The sequence below is a fragment of the Methanolobus sp. ZRKC2 genome (assembly GCF_045291185.1).
Lineage (GTDB): Archaea > Halobacteriota > Methanosarcinia > Methanosarcinales > Methanosarcinaceae > Methanolobus.
Genome location: NZ_CP146980.1, coordinates 218420 through 239521, shown reverse-complemented (window position 1 = coordinate 239521; position 21102 = coordinate 218420). Strand labels below are relative to the sequence as shown.

Genomic DNA, 21102 nt, shown 5'->3' with positions numbered 1-21102 from the left:
GGCGTTAAAATGCCTGATGAAATGACTTCAAAGGAACGTTTTATCAACGCTCTTGAATTAAAAGAAGTGGACAGGGTACCACTGGGTTATTTGTGGTTCGGGGCCGGTGATGCAGTACTCCAGCGGATGAATGCAAGCATGAAGGATGTTTACTATTCTACAAAAGGCATTGCCAGAGCACAGGTATTAGCAAGGGAAATGTATCACCATGACAATGTAATGTCTCCATGGGGATGTTTACTTGTGGAAGCGGAGGCTTTAGGAGCGAAAATAAATATCAAGAAAGATGCTTATCCTTCAATAGCCAGTTTTCCTTTAAAGTCTGCAAAAGAATATGAGAATATAGATCCTGTTGCCATAGAACGTTCTGAAAGGGTAAAGACAATTGAAGAGTCCATATCCTTGCTTAAAAAAGAGCTTGAAGATGAGGTTTTTATCAGCTGTGCACTCCTTACCCCTCTTATGCTTGCTTCCCAGCTGATGGATGGGAGCAGGATGTATATTGAAATGATGAAAGATCCCGATAATTTTCATGCACTACTTGATGTCCTCACTGATAGTTGTACAACCTTTGCAGATATGATGCACGATGCAGGAGCAGACGGAGTATTTATTGAAAACGGTGGCAGCACTTCGGATCTTTTCAGTCTGGAAATGGCCAAAGAATTTGGTTTTCAGTACTCTAAGAAATTATATTCACACATACAGGATAGCGGCGGCTATGTAATATCGCATAACTGTGCAAACCATGCATTCCATGAACTGGAATTAGCTCTTGAACCTGATGCTTTGAATTTCTTTTTCGGGAATGTGGACGCACTCGGGGAGAAGTACAGGATCGATTGCCTGAAGATTCACAATCATAGACACATTGGTTGCAGTGAAAGATATTGTTTCAGGGATTTTAAGGACTTCACTGATTCAGGTATATGCCTGATGGGAAACATCAATCCATATGCATTCAATTCAGGAAGAATAGACAAGATTGTTGCCGAAGTATACCGTTGTCTGGCCGCAGCTCCCGATAAGGGATTCATACTATCCTCCGGATGTGAAATTCCACTGAATACACCTCAGGAAGAGGTGGAAATTCTCCGAGAATCAATGAAATCATACTTTAAGCAGGGGGATTAAAATTGTATGGAATTGCATTAGATATAGGAACCAGCGGCTTTAGGGCACAATTGATTGATCTGGAAACAAAAGAAGTTGTAAAGACTTCAATGACAATGAAGCATCCGTTGCCAGGTGGGAATGTGACTGATCATCTCGACTTTGCCATATCCATTGGAGAGGATGTGGCACATAGTATCATCATAGATGCTGTCGAAAAAATGATAGAAGGGTTCGATGTGGACCCATCGCAGATATCAAAGATGGCTGTCTGCGGCAACCCGATACAACTCTCGCTTTTCCAGAATACGGAGATACGTGATCTGGCCTATGTGGGAAGAAACATGCGGGAAAGATTGGGTATAGATGACGTACAACGTAATGCCCGGGTATTTCAGGCTACGGATATATTCCATGGAACTTTAAACCTTGAGAATTGTGAGATAATAGTTCCGCCTGCTATCGAGCATGAGATAGGTGCCGATGCACTTGCCATGATGGTTGAGACGGATTTTCTCGAACAGGAAGAACCAACTCTTGTAACGGATTACGGAACTAATGCTGAGATGGCCATCAAGGTAGGCAACAGGATCATTACAGGAAGTGCTGCCGCCGGACCTGCTATAGAAGGACAGGGTATAAGTTGTGGCATGCTTGCAGCTCCGGGAGCGATCACCGATGTCAATCTGGAAAATGGTTTCTGGAGATTATCTGTACTGGATGAAAACATGGAAACTGTAAAAGGACATCTTATAGATCCGATAAGCGGAGCGATATTTGAAGAGTTGGATGTTGTGCCGGATGGTATCACGGGAACCGGCCTTATTTCCATATTGTCTCTTGCGATTGAAACAGGGATTATCACAAGTCCTCCTAAACTAAAATACGGAAGGATCGAATTGGGTGACGGCATTGAAGTGTCAGAAGAAGATATAAAAGAAGCTGGTAAGGCCATAGGCGCCATAAGGGCTGCTCAGCTGACCCTGATACATGAATCAGGGATTGCCTATGAAGATCTTGAAACCATGTATATGAGCGGTGCTTCCGGAACGTATGTTAACCCTGTCAAAGCAAGAAAAATAGGATTATGTCCGGATTTTACAAAGAAAACAGTGCAATTCGGGAATACATCCCTGTCCCTTGCAAGAGACATAGTTCTTGAAAAGGTGAAACTTAATACGCTGATCGAATTAGCGGGGCACATAAAGGCCGATCATCTTATGATGGCAACCAGTGAAACCTTCAAGAAACTTTACGCTTGTGAACTGGGATACTGGACAGAGGGTATGTCCATGGAGATGTATCGGAAACTGTTGAAGATGTCTAAACTGCCTGAACTTCCAGCTCCCACTGAAGATCCTGTACTTGAGAAAAAGAGCAGGAGAGATATCATTGAGACTGGTACAGGTCAGGTAGAAGTGATAGAGGATATAGGGGTTACTCTTAAAGAACTTGCAGTTGGATGCATAATGTGCCACAAATGTGAAAAAGAATGTCCTGAGCAGGCAATATTCATAAAAGCAGATGATGATCTTTTTGCAGAATACGATACTCTGAAATGTCTGGGAACGGCGTGCAAAAGATGTGTGAGTGTGTGTCCGATGCATGCTATTGACTACAAAGAAATAAAGATCATGTACGAAAAACCTTCAGCTCTTTCAACATAAACCAGGAGGACCTCAATGACAGAAATACAAGTCAATTCAGGGATATGCGGGTTCACCCATATCGTCAGGGGAAGAAAAGATGGTCAAAAAATAATTGTGGACATTGACACTCCATGTGAGAAGATCAAAAAGATGTCTCACCTGGAAGTCGATATGATGGATCTTTTTGATATAAAAGACAATCTTGTAATGGAAAAAGCCAAGGATGCAAGGTGCACCGCCACATGCCTTGTACCCTGTGCGGTGATGCATGTTTGTTGCATCGAATCGGATTTCATGTCGGGCACCCTTGCAAAAGAGACAGGAAGCATAAGTATCGAGTTCCTGTGAACATATTTCTTCTTATTGAGCTGAAAATCAATATTTAGAATTGCCAGCCAAGTGTCTGAAATACATTTGGTTTTTTTTGATGCGGGAATAAAACCATTTTCATTTTAAGTAATAATCCATACTTTAAATAATAACTAAAAAGGATGGAATTATATTAACGAATCTAAATTGGATTTCTCACAAAAATTCCAATACATACTTGATGGAAAAAAGGTGGACACTCCTCTTGTAGGTACGGTCACCACAGCGGGAATACTTGACCTGATGGATATTTCCGGAGCAAGCAGACCTGAAGCCGATAGTGATCCTAAAAAAATGGCAAAACTTGCATCTTCCTTACATACGATTGCAAAGTTTGAGGTCATACGTATTCCATTTGATGTGACAGTGATAGGTGAGGCACTTGGCTGTCAGATTGATTCTGGCACAAAGGCAAGAACACCATCAGTAATTACCCATCCCTTTGCAGACAAACCTGAAGAGTTAGAGATACCCACTGATCTGCTGAGGAGAGGAAGAATACCTGTTATAATGGAAGCAATTTCCCTTCACAGGAACAATCCGGGATTGCAAGTGCCTTTAGTTGCAGGTGTCGAGGGCCCTGTTGATCTTGCTTCTTATCTTTTGGGAATCAGATCGTTCTTGAAGTTGACTGTAAAGAAACCTGAAATTGCAAAGAATATCATAGAGAAATGTATCGATGCTTGCATTACTTGTGCCAATGCCTATCTCTTTTCAGGTGCAGATGCAGTGGTGATCGCAGATGCTCTGTCCTCCCCGGAAATGATAGGTCCTGATGCATTCAGGCTGATTGTAAAGCCTGGGTTGATCAGATTTAATGAGAACATAGAAGGTCATAGCATACTTCACATATGCGGGGAAGTGGATAGTATTATCCCGGACATATTAGAATCCGGTTTTAGTGCTATAAGCATTGAGGAGAATGTGAAGGATCTTAAATATGTAGTTAGTAGTGCACACAGAAACAACACGGCGATAATCGGAAATATTTCGACATCGGACACCCTGTATAGAAAGAAACCGGAAAATGTCAGAAAAGAGGCTTTCCAATGCCTTGATGCAAATATAGACATACTAGCTCCTGGCTGTGGTGTAGCTCCGGAGACTCCTTTGAAAAATCTTCTTGCTATGATCAAGGCAAGGGACGACTATATTAAAAATTAGGCTTTAGAACTTACTGTCTCCCGTAATGCTTTTCTAAATTTCCCTATGAACACGCGGATGGCACAGCAGTGTATTCAAGTACAGCCCTCATTGCTGTAAGATAATCTACCTAGTCTGTTAGATGAAATTTGCAGGGCAAACAATTTATGTACCGTTGCATCCTTTTTCAAATCGTTTATTTCCAAGCATAATACTTACCTATAAAATACGAATATTAAATTAAGGTAATTGAAGAAGAAACAATTCCGGAGTATAAGAGATGCCTAATTATCATGTTACACTTGAAGCTGCCTGGTTGGTAAGGGATGTAAAAACAGCCGATGATGCCATCGGCGTTGCTATTTCAGAGGCAGGAAAACGCCTCAATCCTAAACTCGATTATGTTGAAGTGGATATCGGGACCACTTTCTGTCCTTCCTGCAAAGAACCTTTTTCCAGTGTTTTCCTTGCAGCTAATACAGCAATTGTGGGACTTGTTCTTGAGATGAAGGTCTTTGATGCCGAAAGCGAGGAACATGCCGCAAGAATATCCAAATCTGTTATCGGAAGGGCACTCAGGGATGTACCCCTGGATGTCGTGGATGTACAGCCCTTCGATGAATGATTAGAATGGGATTAACATGGACAGAGTAATCTCGGTTGTAGGTCACGCAGCTATTGATCTCCTTTTTGATGTTGAGAATATAGCGATACACAACGAATCCCAGCCAATTATTGATTATCATGAGTATTACGGAGGGGGAGCTGCAAATATTGCAATCGGTATTGCAAGGCTTGGCGGTAACTGCCAGTTGATCTCAGCGGTCGGAGGAGATTTTGCAGCCTCAGGATATGAAGCTGAACTGGAAAACCACGGAGTTGATCTGTCACTTCTCTATCGCTTCAAAAGCGAGAAAAGTACCAGGGCTTTTGTGTTCACCGACAGGGAACACCATCAGAGTACCTATTTTGACTGGGGCGCTTCAAAGCACCTGCAGGAACTGGAACCTCCGGCTGTTGACTTTGTGCACCTGGCTACATCAGACTCAACCTACAACGCAGGGATAGCAAAAAAAGCCGGTTTCGTTTCCTTTGATCCCGGACAAGACCTTGTGACATACTCCAAAGAAAACCTTGAGAGCATACTTGAGAACACGAATATGCTGTTCACCAACAAACATGAGATTCAGCGTGTCTGTGACATGACAGGGAAGTGCTTTGAGGACATACTGGCTATGATAGAGACAGTTATTGTAACCTACGATGCAGAAGGCAGCATTATCCACAATGGAGGAGAGGCAATCTCGATCCCCGTAGTAACGGTAAAAGCGCTTGATCCTACTGGCGCAGGTGACGCATACAGGGCAGGATTCCTGCTTGCATATATCCGCAATTACCCAATTGAGATCTGCGGCAAAATCGGTTCCACTGTTGCTTCATTTGCTGTGCAGAGCATTGGCTGCCAGACCGACCTGCCAACCTGGGAAGAGATGGAAAAAAGGTACGAAGAGCACTTTGGAAAGCTTGTGTCTTCAGTTTAAGCTACACTACTTCGACCTTTTAAATTTACTTTTTAGTCTTTGGAACCCTTATCAAGCCCCTGATAGCTCAGCCAGATGTAATCGTGCAGGAATCTTGAAAGTAAAGTTGCTACCTTTTCCAGGCTCGCTTTCAACCAATACCTCTCCACCATGCATTTCAACGAATCTTTTTACAAGTGATAATCCAAGGCCGGTACCGGCATATTTTCTTGAAAGCCTGGAGTCTATCTGATAGAAAGGAATGAACAGTTTACCTATATCCTCCGTCGAAATTCCTATACCCGTATCGACTACAGAAAACTCAGCCACATCATCCATCAAATTTGCCTTCAGAATAATATTGCCACCATCGGGAGTAAATTTTATAGCATTACTGACAAGGTTTAACAATATTTGCTTCAAAAGAAACTGATCTGCATACAACGAAAACTTTTCAGGGACAGTGGAAATATTGAGCTCTATATTCTTTTTCTTTGCAAGAGGAGAAATATCATCCAGAATTCTTTCGAAAACTTCACCGGCATCCACTTCCCTGTAATTAACCTCAAGTTTTCCTGACTCTATTTTTGAAACGTCAAGAATCTCATTTATGAGCTTCAACAGGCGGTTACCACTGATGGAAATAAATTTCAGGAATTTTCTGTGCCGCTCATCGAGAATATCGCCTGTTTCCTCAAGCAAAACTTCCGAATATCCATTGACAGAGTTAAGAGGAGTCCTGAGCTCATGACTCATGTTTGCAATAAACTCGCTTTTGATCCTGTTTGCTTCTTCAGCAAGGAACATTGCATCGGCTGTAGCCCTTTCTGCTTCTTTCAAATCAGATATGTCCTCTAAAATCCCCAGGATATACTTTTCCCCATTAATGAAGATCTTCTTTGTGTTTTTTAGTATCGGGACCTTTGTGCCATCCTTGCATATGATAGTCGTATCCATACACTGGACACCATCAAGATCATCCTCTGATAAGGGACATTGCCTGGATAATGAGCATCCGGGAAATAAAATATCGCAGGACTGGCCGATCAATTCTTCCTTTTCGTACCCGGTAACCTCACAGGTCCGCTGGTTTACATCTTCTATAGTATAATCTTTGCCGATTATCATTGTTCCACCCGGTATATTCTCATACAGGGCATGGAAACGTTCCTCACTTTCCTTTATGGTCTTTTCAGCTTTTTTTCGCTCAGTAACATCATCCAGATAGACGACAACTTTTTTGTCACCATGAAAGTTCACATACACAGTGGAAATTATGACATCACGGATTGAAACGCTACTATTGCCGATAAAGATTTCAATGACTCCTTCAGCATTATACTTATTAGAAGCTGTTCTAACTGTGTTAGTAATGGTAGTGCGGACAGGACATGTGCTGCAACTGGGGGTGCCACCACAGCCATTGGGTTCGGATGCGTGGACGCATGAAAAAATATCTCCTGCCAGCATCCCGAGAATTTTATCAAGATCCTTACCTATGGATTGAAGACCAATTTTATTTATTCTCTCAACCCGGCAGTCCGAATCAACCAGCAACATAATGGTTGGAGAATTTTCAAAGGCTATATCAAGCATTTTCTGTTCTTTTATCGCTTCGTCACCTATTTTTATAGGTTTAATGAAATGATATCCCTCAGACATATGTGACCTGCTGTTTTTGATAATGGGATACATAGACCATCAACAAAGAGACTTGTAGTCTGGTTCCCATTAATACAAGTATAATTATATAATAATTAAACTATAGTATAGTTGATGTAATATAACATTTCTGCTTTTCCTAATAACCTCATCCAAGAACCTTTACTCAACTCTATTGAAAACAATTATAGATGTATAAAAAAATCAACAATGTGTATATCTAAAAAAAGATGAGGTCACAAAATAACCATAAAAATTGCAGCCTGCAAAAAAGCGCATTTAACAGATTTGAAATTAGTGATATATTTTAAATTCAGAATAAATGAAAAAGAGAATCAATGTAAAAATATACTATAATAAAAAACAAAGAGTTTTTATATATTATCTCCTATAATAATCTTCAATGAGTCAGGAGCCAGACCTATCAGAATCAGATATAATAATCCCGAAATCAGAATACCCGATGGTTTCAAAAGAAAATACTAAAAATGGCTCTGCTAAATCTTTTCATAAATTTCTATGGGAACAGATAATTTCTCTGGGAAAAACAAGAACTGAACTTCCCCCTTATGATCCCCAGTTACATGGCCCGCTCGCGGAGTTCGAACTACCCGGAGGACATAAAGAAATCGAAAGATATTGGGTCAATGAACCTTACTCTTTTATATGCATTCTGGAAAAAAACAGCATATACCACTATCATATAGTGGAACCTGAGCTCACCCTTTACGAACGGGACATACTTGAAAGAATATACGATGACCTTCGGGATATCCTGAGTCTTGGAGGCATTGGTGCGAAAAAAGATAAAGAGGCAGTTCTGGTCGAGCAAACACTATCCCTTCTAAGCAGGTATCATGCAAACCTTGAGTACAGTTCTATTTACAGGATATTATACTATCTCAAACGTAACTTCCTTGGCAGCGACAGGATACATTCACTCATGCTAGATCCGAATATCGAGGACATATCGTGTGACGGGGTCGACATCCCGGTCTTCCTGTACCATAACAAATACCGTAACATAAAAACAAACATTTCTTTTGGGGAGGAAGAGCTTAATTCCCTGGTGATCAAACTCTGCCAGCGAAGCGGCAAACACATCTCCATCAGTGAACCCATGGTAGATGCAACACTTCCGGATGGTTCCAGGCTTCAGGCAACCCTGGGTAAGGAAGTCACCACAAGGGGAAGTTCATTTACGATTCGTAAATTCAGAGGAGATCCCATTACAGCTATTGACCTCATCAATTACAATACCTGCAATGTGGAAATGATGGCCTATTTCTGGCTTGCGATGGAGAACGGCAACTGTGCCATCTTTGCCGGGGGAACGGCATCCGGGAAGACCTCTATGCTCAATGCTGTATCCCTTTTCATTCCACCATTATCAAAAGTCGTGTCAATAGAGGACACGCGTGAACTTACCCTGCATCATGATAACTGGATAGCAGGCGTAACCAGGAAATCTCTTAGTTCAGGTGGTACCGGTGAGGTCACTATGTACGACCTGCTGCGTTCGGCACTCAGGCAACGTCCTGAATACATCCTGGTAGGAGAAATCCGTGGTGAGGAAGCCCTGACACTTTTCCAGGCGATCTCAACCGGCCATGCTACATATTCTACTATGCACGCAGGAGATGTACAGACCGTAGTGAACAGGCTGGATAGTCCACCGCTGAATGTGCCCCATGTGATGCTTCAGTCACTGGACATATTGAGTATACAGACACAGACATTTGTCGGGGACAAGCGGGTAAGGCGTACACAAAGCATCGTGGAATTTACAGGAATAGATGCGAAAACAGGATACATTCGTATCAATGAACTGTACTGCTGGAACCCTCTTACTGATAGTTTCAAATGCAATGGAGATTCCTTTGCCATAAACAAAATCATGCAGGCACGCGGTTGGGACCGGGAAAAACTTAACCTGGAACTAAAAACCAGGGAACGTATTCTTGAATACATGCGTGAGAATGGAATGAGAGATTATGTCAGCATATCCCTTGTAGTTCAGGCATATGCAGCTAATCCCGAACTGGTACTGAAGGCAATCGATAACGATACCCTTGAAGAGATGATAGCACAGGAATTCTGAGGGTGTATACGTGAATAGCATTGATTCTGTCGCTCATCTGGTATTCGGGAAATATATCCGGGAACATATCGATGAATACCAGAGCACGAGAAATATCCTGCGAAAAGCAAACATAGGTATGCTCGTGGATCAATACGTCTCACAGGCATGTTTGCTGTCCTTGCTGACTGGTTTTCTTGCAGCACTCATCGGTGCATTCATGGGTCTGTATTTTTTCAGTGAAATAGCGCTACACGGCATAGGTTCATGGACCGCACCTGCATGGATGAGTTCTAATTTCGCAAATCTTTTCGCATTGTTGTTATCCACTACATTTTTTACAGTTGCAGCATCGCTTACCTACTATGTTTTCATGTCAATACCTGAATTGCAGGCAAATGTCAGGAGTTCACTTATAAACCAGTCTCTCCCCCATACCACGGCCTATCTTTACGCCCTGAGTAGGGGAGGAGGACTGAACCTGCTGGACATAATGAGATCGATCACTGAAAACCACCACATATACGGTGTCGCTGCAGAAGAGATCGGCTATATTGTTAAGGATATGGACTGTTACGGAACAGACCTACTGACAGCTCTTGAAAAAGCCAGTCAGAGAACACCATCCCAGAAATTCAAGGATTTTATAGAAGGACTAAATTCGATAGTCGCCAGCGGGGGAGATATAACAGCTTACCTCAAAGCGAAAAACGACCAATATAGGCTTACTGCTACAAAAGAACAGAAGATATTCTTTGAAACTCTTGGAGTACTGGCCGAAGTTTACATCTCTGCTTTTGTTGCCGGCCCTTTGTTCCTTATCACTATACTTGTTGTGCTGGGGCTCGTGAATTCCGGATCAGTAGCCATACTCAATTTTATCATATATCTTGTAATACCTATCAGCACCGTTGTTTTTGTACTGCTGCTAGGTTCAATAACGGGAGAGAATGTAAGCCCCCAAAAAATCTATATCAGTGAGAAGAAACTTGACGTATTCTCACATGTAAAAATCAGGGCCGGACCTGCAAATGAAGACGAATTGAGAAGAAAGATGAGATTTCACGAAAAACTCGTCAAAATACGCAGTACGATTTTCCATCCTTTCCGTTTCTTAAAGAGCAGTCCTTCATATGTATTTGTGATTAGCCTGCCACTAGCCATACTATACCTGGTAATTATGGTCAAGGATTACCTGAGTAGTATAAATATTACAGCTTTCAGGAACATAAATGCAAGTACACTTTCAATCGTCGACGACCATATTTTTATGGCATTGCTGATACTGTTTGTCCCCTTTGTCATTTTTGACGAGATTAAAAATCACAGGGTAAAGCAGATTGAGTCACATATCCCTGAATTCCTGAAAAACCTTGCAAGCATAAATGAAGCCGGGATCATGCTTGTAGATGCCATTGAAATGAGCACTAAATTGAAGATAGGAGTGCTGCATGCCGAAGTCAGGAGACTTGTGAACGACCTGTCATGGGGAGCAAAGATAGATGATGCTCTGAAGAAATTCGAGTATCGTATAAGAACAGAAATGACAAGGCGCATAATTACCCTGATCATAAAGGCTAACGAGGCTACCAGTGATATTAAAAGTGTCCTGACGATTGCAGCCCATGATGCTGAAGTCCAGAAGCAGCTCAAGAAAGAACGTAATGCAGAGATGTTTGTGTATGTGTTTATAATTTACATCGCATTCATGGTATTCCTCTTCATAGTGTACATACTTGCAGCCTATTTCCTGCCGGCAATGCCTTCTGGAACCGATAATATACAGGCAGGTATGCCGCTTATTTCGGAGTTTGATCTCCAGGCTTACACGATGCTTTTCTTCCATGCTGCAATGATACAGGGATTCTGCTCAGGTATCGTTGCAGGAAAAATGGGAAGTGGAAACATCCATTCCGGACTTAAGCATTCTTTGTTGATGATGTCCCTGGCTTATCTTGTATTTACACTACTAATCTGAGAGGTCCCATATGAACAAACAAAAAGAAATATTCATAAGTGACACAAGGGCCGTTTCTGAAGTAATAGGAGAAGTCCTTATGACAGCAATCGCAGTACTTGCTTTTTCAGTTATTGCTGTTGCTGTGTTTTCATATGCAGGACCACAGGAAAAAATACACGCAGACATACAGGGCTGGGTCGATGCAGATTCCAACACGATCAATTTTAGGCATATAGGCGGCGAGACTATCCGAATAGCCGATACAGGCATTATAGTTGATATCAACGGCACCAGAAGGGAGATATCTCCTGAGCAGCTACAGTCAATCAAAGGCAGCGACACTTGGCGTCTGGGAGAACAAATCAGCATCAACACTTCAAGCATCTGGGGAGATAGTCTCAACGAAACTGCTTCTGTCGCTACAACCCTGTTGCACACAAAATCCCAGTTAGTAATCAAAAGCGGGACTTTGTTTGTAGTCGATAGTAGCGCATCTGAAGACAGTGGTAATGGTACACCTCCACAACCGTCTGCTCCAACAGACTATATTGCCTGGTGGAGCCTGAATGAGAATACCGGGAATGTTGCATCCGACCCCGTAGGTAACCACGACGGAAGTATAAGCGGAGCAAGCTGGACTACTGGCATTAACAGCAGCGCCCTTGATTTTAACAGAAACGATGAAGATTATGTACAGATCAATGAGAGAATAGTTTCGGATTATCCATTTACCATTAGTGTCTGGCTAAAGAGCACTAGTTCCTCAGATCAAGCTGTTGTGAATCTTGCAGACTCTAGTGTGCGGAATTCCTACTATGGACTATACCTCCGTAATGGAAGGGCCAGAATCATGGCCAGTAACACGGATAGGAGATCTAGAACAGGAATACGGATCGATGACGGCCAATGGCATCATGTTGTAGGTGTGTTCGCTGCACGTGACAACAGGACACTTTATGTTGACGGCGTTTTTAATATTAACGATAGCAGAAGTGTTACTTTCAACACCAACGCGGACAGGTGGACCTTCGGTAGATGGGGAGACAGTAGAGAAAGAAATTATTTTGACGGCACTATTGACGAAGTCAAACTCTGGAACAGGTCATTGAACAGCACGGAAGTTGAACTGCTTTACCTTAATCCTTGAGGAGAAATGATATGCCAGAAAAAGAATTCATCAAGTCTGAATCCGCAGTTTCATCAGTAGTAGCTGCAGTGCTGCTTCTTGGCATTATTGTCTCGGTTATCACAGTTATAAACGTAAGTTACATACCTGAATGGAAAACGAGTGCAGAACAGTCACATATGGATAATGTTTTCTATGATATATCAAACCTGAAATCTCATATTGATATTCTCTCTGCTACTGTTGATAATCAGTCTTCCGGTTCGATATCCGTTAATGTTCCGATTAGAGCAGGAGGAGCAAGTATTCCTGTCATAAGTCCGGCCAAATCAAGCGGAGTCCTGAGCATCAACATTAACGAATTTTCCATGAGAACAACTGCCAATAATTCTACCCGAACTTACGACAGCAGGACATTTCTGGAAAATCTCGGGTCGATCAGCTATCACTCAGATAACAGCAATTTTGTCGACCAGACATATGAATATGAGAACGGGGCGCTGATACTTGCTCAGGATGAACTGGCCCTGATGAGACAGTCACCATCCTTTGCGATCAGAAAAACAGATGATAATACCAATATTACCCTTGATATTACATCGATCCAGATACTGGGGCCAGTAAGGAGCATAAGCAGCAATTCAATCGAGGAAGTGTATATCAGGCACAATTCTTCATCCGTACTTTATGAAAGTGAGAATCTTTTCACGGAATTTACCCTTACAATCGAAACAAAGTACCCATCTGCATGGGAGGGATTCCTTGAGTCGGTAGCCTCTGATGCGGGACTTGGAATTACGGAATATTCAGTTACCTCATCAAACTCCTCAGCTGTTGTCCTGACACTTACAGGAGCTCCCGGAGAAGATATAAAGGCAAACATACGAAAGGATGTCTTCGACGCACGAATTAATGTTTTTGAATACTGAGCTTTTGTGTGCCTGGTACTTGTAACTGTCTTCCAATATCCCCATATATGATATGGTCAGTATTCTGTATGGGGAAACATTGTGATAAAAGAAGTAATGCTCTATGACAAGCTTGAGGACAAAAAAGTCCGATGTGGGATATGCAGCCATAGATGTACGATCTCACCGGGAAAAAGAGGATTCTGCATGGTGAGGGAGAACAGGGATGGCACACTCTATGCCCTAAATTACAGTGTAGTCTCAAGCGAGGCACTTGACCCTATCGAGAAAAAACCTCTCTATCATTTCTATCCCGGTTCTTCCGTGTATTCCCTGGGAAGCATTGGTTGCAATTTCAAGTGCAAACATTGTCAGAACTGGACCATATCCCAGGTAGATATAGACACGGAAAACGCTCTTGAGCTCAGCCCGGAAATGGCCGTATCAAGGGCTACACAGATGAAGGCACGGTCCATCGCCTGGACCTACAATGAACCCGGCATCTGGTTCGAATATACATATGACTGCGCAAAGCTTGCAAAAGAAGCCGGACTTGCAACCATATATGTCACAAACGGATACCTGACACCTGAGGCACTGAAGAAGATATCACCTTACCTGGATGCTTACAGGATTGATATCAAGGCATTCAGTGATGAGTTCTACAGAAAGATAGCAAGTGCAAAGCTCCAGCCCGTACTCGAGTCCACTGCGCTGGCCAAGGAACTGGGTATGCATGTTGAAGTAGTAACTCTTATTATACCTACTTTGAATGACGATCCCCAAGAAATAAGAGATATGGTCAAATGGATACATGAGAAACTCGGCATAGATACGCCTATCCATTTCACGCGTTTCCACCCGTACTACCAGTTAACAAATATACCACCAACACCCCTCCAGACCCTTGAAAAAGCATACGATATCGCCAGGGAAGAGGGTATGCGGTACGTGTACATAGGAAATGTCATGGGAACTGAAAAAGAGAATACATTCTGCCCCACTTGCGGAGAATTGATAATAAAAAGAGGAGCTTTTGACACACTCTCATGCAATATTGAGGACAATATGAAGTGTCCTGGCTGTGGGGAATATATTCATGTGATCAATGACTGATATGTCAAACAATATAATTAAATACTGAGTGTAACATGTGTTAATTACACATAACAATTTAAATTTAAATTTACCCCCATATTTCCACTGGAACATATATTTTTAAAGATATATGATGCTCATCATTATGATGGATTCCAGTCAAAGTTAAAGACAGGACAAAGAAGAAAGACAATCAAAAGGTTTAAAAGCAATAAGTGCATTAAGAGGATTCGCGCGTTGGCGCCATGATAGAGCCGCAATAACTCAGTTGGTAGAGTGTCTGGCTGTTAACCAGAATGTCACAGGTTCGAGCCCTGTTTGCGGCGCTCAAAATTTCCTTTTCTTAATGGGCCTGTAGCTTAGCCAGGTTAGAGCGCTCGGCTCATAACCGAGCGGCCACCGGTTCGAATCCGGTTAGGCCCATTTAATAACTTTAGATAGTCTTTATAATTTAGATTTTGAAACTATATTAATATTTAATAACTCCTTCTAGAGAATTATGCAAAATGCAATTGAGGATTTCACATGAATGCACAGTTAGCTAAGAAAATATATCGCTTTTTTGGATTAGTAGCTATAATAATTGCATTCTATAATGCTTATCTAGCATGGTTCGAAGACAATTTCAGTTCGACACTATTAATTCTGACATTAGTATTCATCTTTCTTTCAGTTATTGTACAGACATCCGCAAAAGCACATGAATAAGGATAGGAGAAATGTCCACATCCCAAAAAATGACCCCTGATGGGAATGTGAACACTGGTTCGTCTGACTATTTGTATACCCTCTAAATTATTCACCCAAACGACATACATTTTTATGTTGTTGCTGAAAGTATTTAGACATATTGATCATATCTACTACTTGAGAGCTTACTCTATCTCTTTTTTCTTCTCAACCTCAACTAATATCTCAAGGATGCATTAAATGACCTCTCCTCATCACATACTTGAATCCAACAGTATGACCAAGTTCATGCTACCTCCAGAGTTACCAATTGTCAAGACAACAAATAACAATCTCCTTTTTCGGTTTCGGACATAAAACAAGAGCCAGACAGACAAGACGATTGAGACATAGACAAAATGAAATATGAAATAAAAAAAGTTGGCTCATTGTCACCTCACAACTACCTAGTCACAATATCGGAAAGGCTGTTGATATGCAACATCTGATGGATGAGACGATTGAGACAAAGTTGTTAAAAATCTATAACGGTACTATTAAATGATTGCAAATCAAAACATGGTTGGAGAGTAATTAAAATGCCAACAGTTGTTTATTTCAATATTTCAGCAGATGATATGGAGCGTGCAAAGGATTTCTATACCGAGCTTTTTGATTGGAAGATTGAAAAGGTTTCAGAGCCTTTACAACAAAAGCAAGCTGAAGAATGGGGTGTGGATAGTTTAGAATACTACTCTATTGAAACAACAACTCTAAGCGGTAAAGAAAGTCTCAGTGGCGGGATAACATCAAGGGAACATCCTGATCAGAAAATTCTCACCTTTATTGGAGTTCCATCAGTGGATGAATGTATTGGTAAAGTTAAAAAACTCGGAGGTAAAGTGCTGGAGCTTAACACAGACGCAGACGGGGTGGGATACCTTGCAATTTTTACGGATACTGAAAATAATGCCTTTGGCCTTTATAAGGAAGAAGATGAAAATGAAAAATAGAGGATAAGTGACCAATTTTCTACTACCTTTGTTCTGAAATTGAATTTGCTGCCACATTGGATCCTATCTTTCATTCGCTTTAGAATGCTTCTATGCTTGATTTCAAATTCTTTTATTTCTTTTGGAGTTAGGGCCAGCATATTATCTAAAAAGATAATAAACATTGCCATATAAGTTAAATATAAATACTAAAAGAGAGTAAATAAGATTAACTTGTCTTAACAAAAACGTTTTACCTCCAATCCAACCTCAGCAATACATTTTTTTAATTTTTTTCCAACTACTAGACAATGAAATTTGTTTTAGTTCATTTGTTTATTCAATAAATTATTTATTGCTCAACTGGAATATTTTAATCTTCATATAGATAATATAAAAGCATTATCCTTACCATAAAAGATAATACCTGTTAGGGAAAAAAGCCTCTATAAATACACCTTTTTTCAGATGCTATGCGGTAATAGTTAACGATAATTTACAAGTCTGGATTTTCAGTTGACAAAACAAAAACCCCTACTCAAGCAATTGCTGGACTTGCATTCCTGAAATCACGCTTTAAACCAGGGTACCTTAGCACATGAATAATCACGGAATTGGAACGGAAACACGGGGAAGAGTGATCAAAAATGAGCCAAAAAACTGAAATAAGCACTTCTTTGCAGTCCGATGAAACCGGATTTCAGCTAATTAATGAAAACGATAAAAACTTTTTGTGGGAAACTTCTGCAGGTGAGCGTGTTTTTCGCTATGATAATTCCATAATAGTTGAATTGCCACCGGGAAGAAGTACGCTTACAACTTCATGGTTAAATGGTGGCTACAGGGAGGATCTCCGATACATTTACAATCATCAGGCAATCCATGAATGTGACGATTCCCATGAAGCCACGTCTCTGGAAGGAGGATGTATAGAAGCATATACTTCCATAATCGCCGAAAAACTGGGATTGGAACCTTCATGTTCTACAGGACTGTTGACCGCAGCCAATATGCGGAATGTAGCAATATCCACGCACAGTTTCCGGGATGTAGAAATAACAGCTGTCATCACAGGAGGAATCGAGGTTAATGGAGGAAGGGCCGGGGATCCTGCTTCTTACTATCAGGAAGAAGGACAGTTCAAGATGATACCCGGTACGATAAATACTATTTTGCTCATCGGTGCCAATGTTCCGCACTACGCCATGGTAAATGCATCCGTTACCGCAACCGAGGCCAAGACCGTTGCAATCCAACAACTTATGGCACCAAGCCAGTATTCAGAAGGCATTGCAACAGGATCAGGAACCGACATGATAGCTGTTGTAGCTGATACAACAAGTCCGATACATCTCAATGATGCCGGAAAGCACTCAAAACTCGGGGAACTAATTGGAAAATGTGTGATCGAAGCCACACAAAAAGCCCTTGCACAACAATCGGAACTCACCCCTCATTCCCAGTGTAATATGCTTGTTCGTCTTGAGAGATTCGGTGTTGATGAAGGCAGATACTGGAAAGTTGCCTCAGCGATAGAGGGAGAGAACCGCAAGGCACGCTTTTACAGCCATCTAAGAAACCTGGCAAAGAATCCTACCCTGGTTGGTGCTACTTCATCAGTATTGCATATTGTTGACGAAATTTCATGGGGATTGATACCGGAAAAAGCAGGGAAAAGAGCTGCATTTTCAATAATAAAGGGACTGCCAGAATCATTATTGGCAGAGGAGTATCCACCATTTGACAGGCTTCTGGATGAAAAGGACACTATAATTGAAAACTGGGTACGTGTAACCGCATGGATTGCCAAAAACGGTATGAGTGGTGCATCTGAATGAAAGAAGGAAAGACAATTTACCCTTTCACGTCCATCGTCGGACAGGAAGCCATGAAGGAAGCCCTAATACTTAACGTGATATCACCTGGAATCGGTGGTGTGCTGGTACGTGGAGAAAAGGGAACTGCCAAATCAACTGCCGTAAGAGCACTGGCAGATCTGCTTCCTGCAAGAGAAGTTGTTCATGGATGTCCTTTTGGATGCAACTTTGGCGATGAAGATAAACTCTGTACGCTCTGCAGGGAAGAACTGAAAAAAGGAGAAAAGCTCATAGAAGTTTCCGTTCCAATGCGGGTTGTCGAACTTCCCTTAAGTGCCACTGAAGACAGGGTGGCAGGAACACTTGATCTGGAACATGCTATTTCAAAAGGAAAAAAGAGGTTCGAACCCGGTGTTCTTGCAAGAGCGAACGGTAATATTCTTTATGTGGATGAAGTGAACCTGCTGGATGACCACCTCGTGGACCTATTACTGGATGCTGCTGCAATGGGTGTCAATTTCGTAGAAAGGGAAGGCGTCTCTTTTTCACACCCATCCCGTTTTGTACTGGTCGGGACGATGAATCCTGAAGAAGGGGACCTCAGGCCTCAGCTTCTGGACAGGTTCGGGCTGGCAGTGGATGTAGTAGGAGAACAGGACCTTAAGCAGAGAAAAGAGATCATCAAAAGAAGACTTGCTTTTGAAAGCGATCCGGACGTATTTATTGCAGATTCACTGGACGAGCAGGCAAAGCTGACAAACAGGATACTTGAAGCACGACAGAAACTTCCCGGGATTGTCCCTGACGAGGAAACACTGGGAATGGCAGTGGATATTGCCCTTCACCTGGGAGTTGACGGACACAGGGCTGATCTTACTCTTGTAAAGACTGCCGTAGCTGTTGCTGCCTTTGATGGAAAAGAACAGGTTGGCAAAGAACACATTATCCGGGCAGCTCGCCTCGCCCTTCCGCATCGAATGCGTCGCCGTCCGTTTGAAGAAGGATACCTTGATATGAAGGAGCTGGAGAGTTGGATTCAGGAGATGTGAAATCCTTACGTTCTGGCATGTTACCGTTTACGGCGATCGCAGGCCAGGAAACTGCAAAAAAAGCATTGATGTGTGCCCTTGTCTGTCCTGATATTAACGGAGTACTGCTCTCCGGAAAAACAGCCTGTGCCAAATCGACGCTGGCACGTTCACTAGAGGGGCTGTCAGGCAGTAAAAGGATTATCAATCTGCCACTAAATGCCACCTATGAGCGTATTGTAGGAACACTGGATATTGAAAAAGCGGTTATGCACGGACAAAGGAAGCATCATCCGGGAGTCCTGCACGAGGCTCACAGCAATATTCTGTTTTTGGATAATATCAATCTTTTTGATGACAGCATAGTAGAAACCGTGCTTAATGCTTCTGAAAAGCGTTCCTATATGCTGGAGAGGGAGGGACTCTCATTGGAACAGGATTCTGATTTCATACTGGTCTCAACAATGAATCCATCTGAAGGAGAAATTTCTTCCCATCTGATAGATCGTTTCGACATCTTTGTAATGATGGAGGATACGAGAGATCGGGAAACACGTATTCAGATTACCCGGAAATGCCTGGAGTATGAAAGGAATCCAGCTGCTGTCAGAAAACAGTTCCTGAAAGAAATGCAGGAGCTGGAAAAAAAGATCAGTGCTGCAAGAGAGCGACTGCAATATGTGATCCTTCCGGAAGGTCATCTCGATTTAATATCCAGTTTGGTGCTTGAAGTTGGCGGAGAGGGTCACAGGGGTGATATTGCACTTTCCAGGGTATCAAGGGCCTTGGCAGCACTTGATGGCAGGGATCAGGTTAATCTGGAAGACATACAGGAAGCTGCTCTGCTAACACTTGAGCACCGCAGAAAAGACCAGATACAGCCGGAAAATCAGAATCAAGCCGATCAGAAATCTTCCGAGGAGAACAGTCAGGCTGATTCTCCTGAGAACAATCAGGACATGGATTTGCCCGGTGAAATGTCCCATATGCCACCTTCTGTGCAAAACAATGCAGAAGATAAGAAAGATACTGAAATGCCACATAACCGGATGCCTGATAATTCGGCTGCGGAGCAGGTCTTTGCAATCGGAGATACATTCAAGGTTGTAGATTATCTCACTTCGGAAAAGAGAATGAAGTTCAAACGCCAGGCTGGCAGGGGCAAAAGAAGCCATATGCTATCTTCCGAAAATTCAGGAAGATACGTCTCATTCAGGAATCCGAGAGGAAAAGTACGTGACATTGCCCTTGACGCCACATTAAGAGTTGCTGCACCCTACCAGCTATCAAGGGATAAGAAGGGGCTTGCGGTTGCTGTTGAAAAAAGCGATCTGCGTGAGAAGGTCAGACTCAGGAAAAAAGGGACTACAATTCTTTTTCTGGTAGATGCGAGCGGGTCCATGAATGCCCGTAAAAGAATGATAGCTGTAAAAGGAGCCATTCTCTCCCTGCTGAAAGACGCTTACCAGAAGCGTGATGATGTGGGAATGATGGCTTTTTATTCGGATTCTGCAGAACTCCTGCTGCCACCCACAAGAAGTGTGTATCTGGCTTATCGTAAACTCGAGGAATTGCCTACCGGCGGGAAAACTCCCCTGGCTCTCGGATTATCCCGTTCCCTTGAACTCATGATGAACATGGATCTTCGATCACATGGAAATGATCTTGTTATTGTACTGATATCGGACTGCAGAGCCAATGTTCCACTTGAAGGGAATAATGCTCTGGATGATGCTTTAAAAATTGCAGAACGCTCCCTGGACCTGCCAATTCGTTTTGTTGTTGTTGATACGGAAACCGGTTTTCCCAGGTTCGGGCTTGCTGAAAAAATGTCTGTCGCCCTTGCAGGGAGCTATTTCAGACTCGAAGAACTTGATGCCGAAAAACTGGCCACATCCGTACATGCAACGGTACATGCTGACATAAGCAGCAACCCCTGCAGGGGAGCTCTTATTGGAGGATATTAAA

16 protein-coding genes and 2 tRNA genes are annotated in these 21102 nt (G+C 42.3%); 17 read left to right on the top strand and 1 reads right to left on the bottom strand.

The features are described from left to right. Nucleotides 1-9: 9 nt before the first annotated feature. From V7O62_RS01040 to V7O62_RS01015, 6 genes are all read left to right on the top strand, one after another. Nucleotides 10-1134, top strand: a complete 1125-nt coding sequence (locus V7O62_RS01040) for a uroporphyrinogen decarboxylase family protein (protein ID WP_406657162.1) — start codon at nt 10-12, stop codon at nt 1132-1134. 2 nt (nt 1135-1136) lie between these two features. Then, nucleotides 1137-2780 carry a methylamine methyltransferase corrinoid protein reductive activase gene (locus V7O62_RS01035; protein WP_406657161.1) on the top strand — a complete coding sequence of 548 codons (1644 nt, stop codon included), beginning with the start codon at nt 1137-1139 and terminating at the stop codon, nt 2778-2780. A gap of 15 nt (nt 2781-2795) precedes the next feature. After that, nucleotides 2796-3110 (top strand): DUF6951 family protein, encoded by a 315-nt coding sequence (locus V7O62_RS01030; RefSeq protein ID WP_406657160.1) that lies wholly within the window; start codon nt 2796-2798, stop codon nt 3108-3110. Between the two features lie 168 nt (nt 3111-3278). Then, the gene (mtaA, locus tag V7O62_RS01025) at nt 3279-4295 is read left to right on the top strand and encodes a methylcobamide:CoM methyltransferase MtaA (RefSeq protein ID WP_406657159.1); all 1017 of its coding nucleotides are present in this window, start codon (nt 3279-3281) and stop codon (nt 4293-4295) included. A 259-nt stretch (nt 4296-4554) separates the two neighbouring features. Continuing rightward, entirely contained in the window at nt 4555-4899 is a 345-nt protein-coding gene (locus V7O62_RS01020; protein WP_406657158.1) for a DUF555 domain-containing protein, read from the top strand. Between the two features lie 16 nt (nt 4900-4915). Then, the gene (locus V7O62_RS01015) at nt 4916-5815 is read left to right on the top strand and encodes a carbohydrate kinase family protein (protein ID WP_406657157.1); all 900 of its coding nucleotides are present in this window, start codon (nt 4916-4918) and stop codon (nt 5813-5815) included. Nucleotides 5816-5866: 51 nt separating this feature from the next. Here the strand turns inward: V7O62_RS01015 and V7O62_RS01010 are convergent, their stop codons facing one another. Continuing rightward, the gene (locus tag V7O62_RS01010) at nt 5867-7456 is read right to left on the bottom strand and encodes a PAS domain-containing sensor histidine kinase (protein ID WP_406657156.1); all 1590 of its coding nucleotides are present in this window, start codon (nt 7454-7456) and stop codon (nt 5867-5869) included. A gap of 403 nt (nt 7457-7859) precedes the next feature. Between V7O62_RS01010 and V7O62_RS01005 the strand changes: the two genes are divergently transcribed. The 11 genes from V7O62_RS01005 (at nt 7860) to V7O62_RS00955 (ending at nt 21101) form a co-directional block, all read left to right on the top strand. Then, nucleotides 7860-9557 (top strand): type II/IV secretion system ATPase subunit, encoded by a 1698-nt coding sequence (locus V7O62_RS01005; protein WP_406657155.1) that lies wholly within the window; start codon nt 7860-7862, stop codon nt 9555-9557. Nucleotides 9558-9567: 10 nt separating this feature from the next. Beyond that, on the top strand, nt 9568-11514 hold the full coding sequence (locus V7O62_RS01000; protein WP_406657154.1) for a type II secretion system F family protein: 1947 nt from the start codon (nt 9568-9570) through the stop codon (nt 11512-11514). Nucleotides 11515-11524: 10 nt separating this feature from the next. Then, the gene (locus V7O62_RS00995) at nt 11525-12643 is read left to right on the top strand and encodes a LamG-like jellyroll fold domain-containing protein (protein ID WP_406657153.1); all 1119 of its coding nucleotides are present in this window, start codon (nt 11525-11527) and stop codon (nt 12641-12643) included. A gap of 11 nt (nt 12644-12654) precedes the next feature. Continuing rightward, nucleotides 12655-13551, top strand: a complete 897-nt coding sequence (locus V7O62_RS00990) for a hypothetical protein (RefSeq protein WP_406657152.1) — start codon at nt 12655-12657, stop codon at nt 13549-13551. A gap of 81 nt (nt 13552-13632) precedes the next feature. Further along, nucleotides 13633-14646: an AmmeMemoRadiSam system radical SAM enzyme gene (gene amrS, locus V7O62_RS00985; protein WP_406657151.1), complete on the top strand. Its 1014-nt coding sequence runs from the start codon at nt 13633-13635 to the stop codon at nt 14644-14646. Between the two features lie 235 nt (nt 14647-14881). After that, nucleotides 14882-14954, top strand: a tRNA-Asn gene (locus tag V7O62_RS00980). A gap of 22 nt (nt 14955-14976) precedes the next feature. Continuing rightward, nucleotides 14977-15051: transfer RNA gene (locus tag V7O62_RS00975), tRNA-Ile, on the top strand. Nucleotides 15052-15896: 845 nt separating this feature from the next. Continuing rightward, nucleotides 15897-16310 (top strand): VOC family protein, encoded by a 414-nt coding sequence (locus tag V7O62_RS00970; protein WP_406657150.1) that lies wholly within the window; start codon nt 15897-15899, stop codon nt 16308-16310. 626 nt (nt 16311-16936) lie between these two features. Then, nucleotides 16937-18127 carry an adenosylcobinamide amidohydrolase gene (locus V7O62_RS00965; protein ID WP_406657149.1) on the top strand — a complete coding sequence of 397 codons (1191 nt, stop codon included), beginning with the start codon at nt 16937-16939 and terminating at the stop codon, nt 18125-18127. Next, nucleotides 18124-19155: an ATP-binding protein gene (locus tag V7O62_RS00960; protein ID WP_406657148.1), complete on the top strand. Its 1032-nt coding sequence runs from the start codon at nt 18124-18126 to the stop codon at nt 19153-19155. Before V7O62_RS00965 ends, V7O62_RS00960 begins: the two co-directional genes overlap by 4 nt. Continuing rightward, nucleotides 19137-21101, top strand: coding sequence for a VWA domain-containing protein (locus V7O62_RS00955; RefSeq protein ID WP_406657147.1), 1965 nt, complete (start codon nt 19137-19139; stop codon nt 21099-21101). The genes V7O62_RS00960 and V7O62_RS00955 overlap by 19 nt, the downstream gene beginning before the upstream one ends. Nucleotide 21102: the final 1 nt, after the last annotated feature.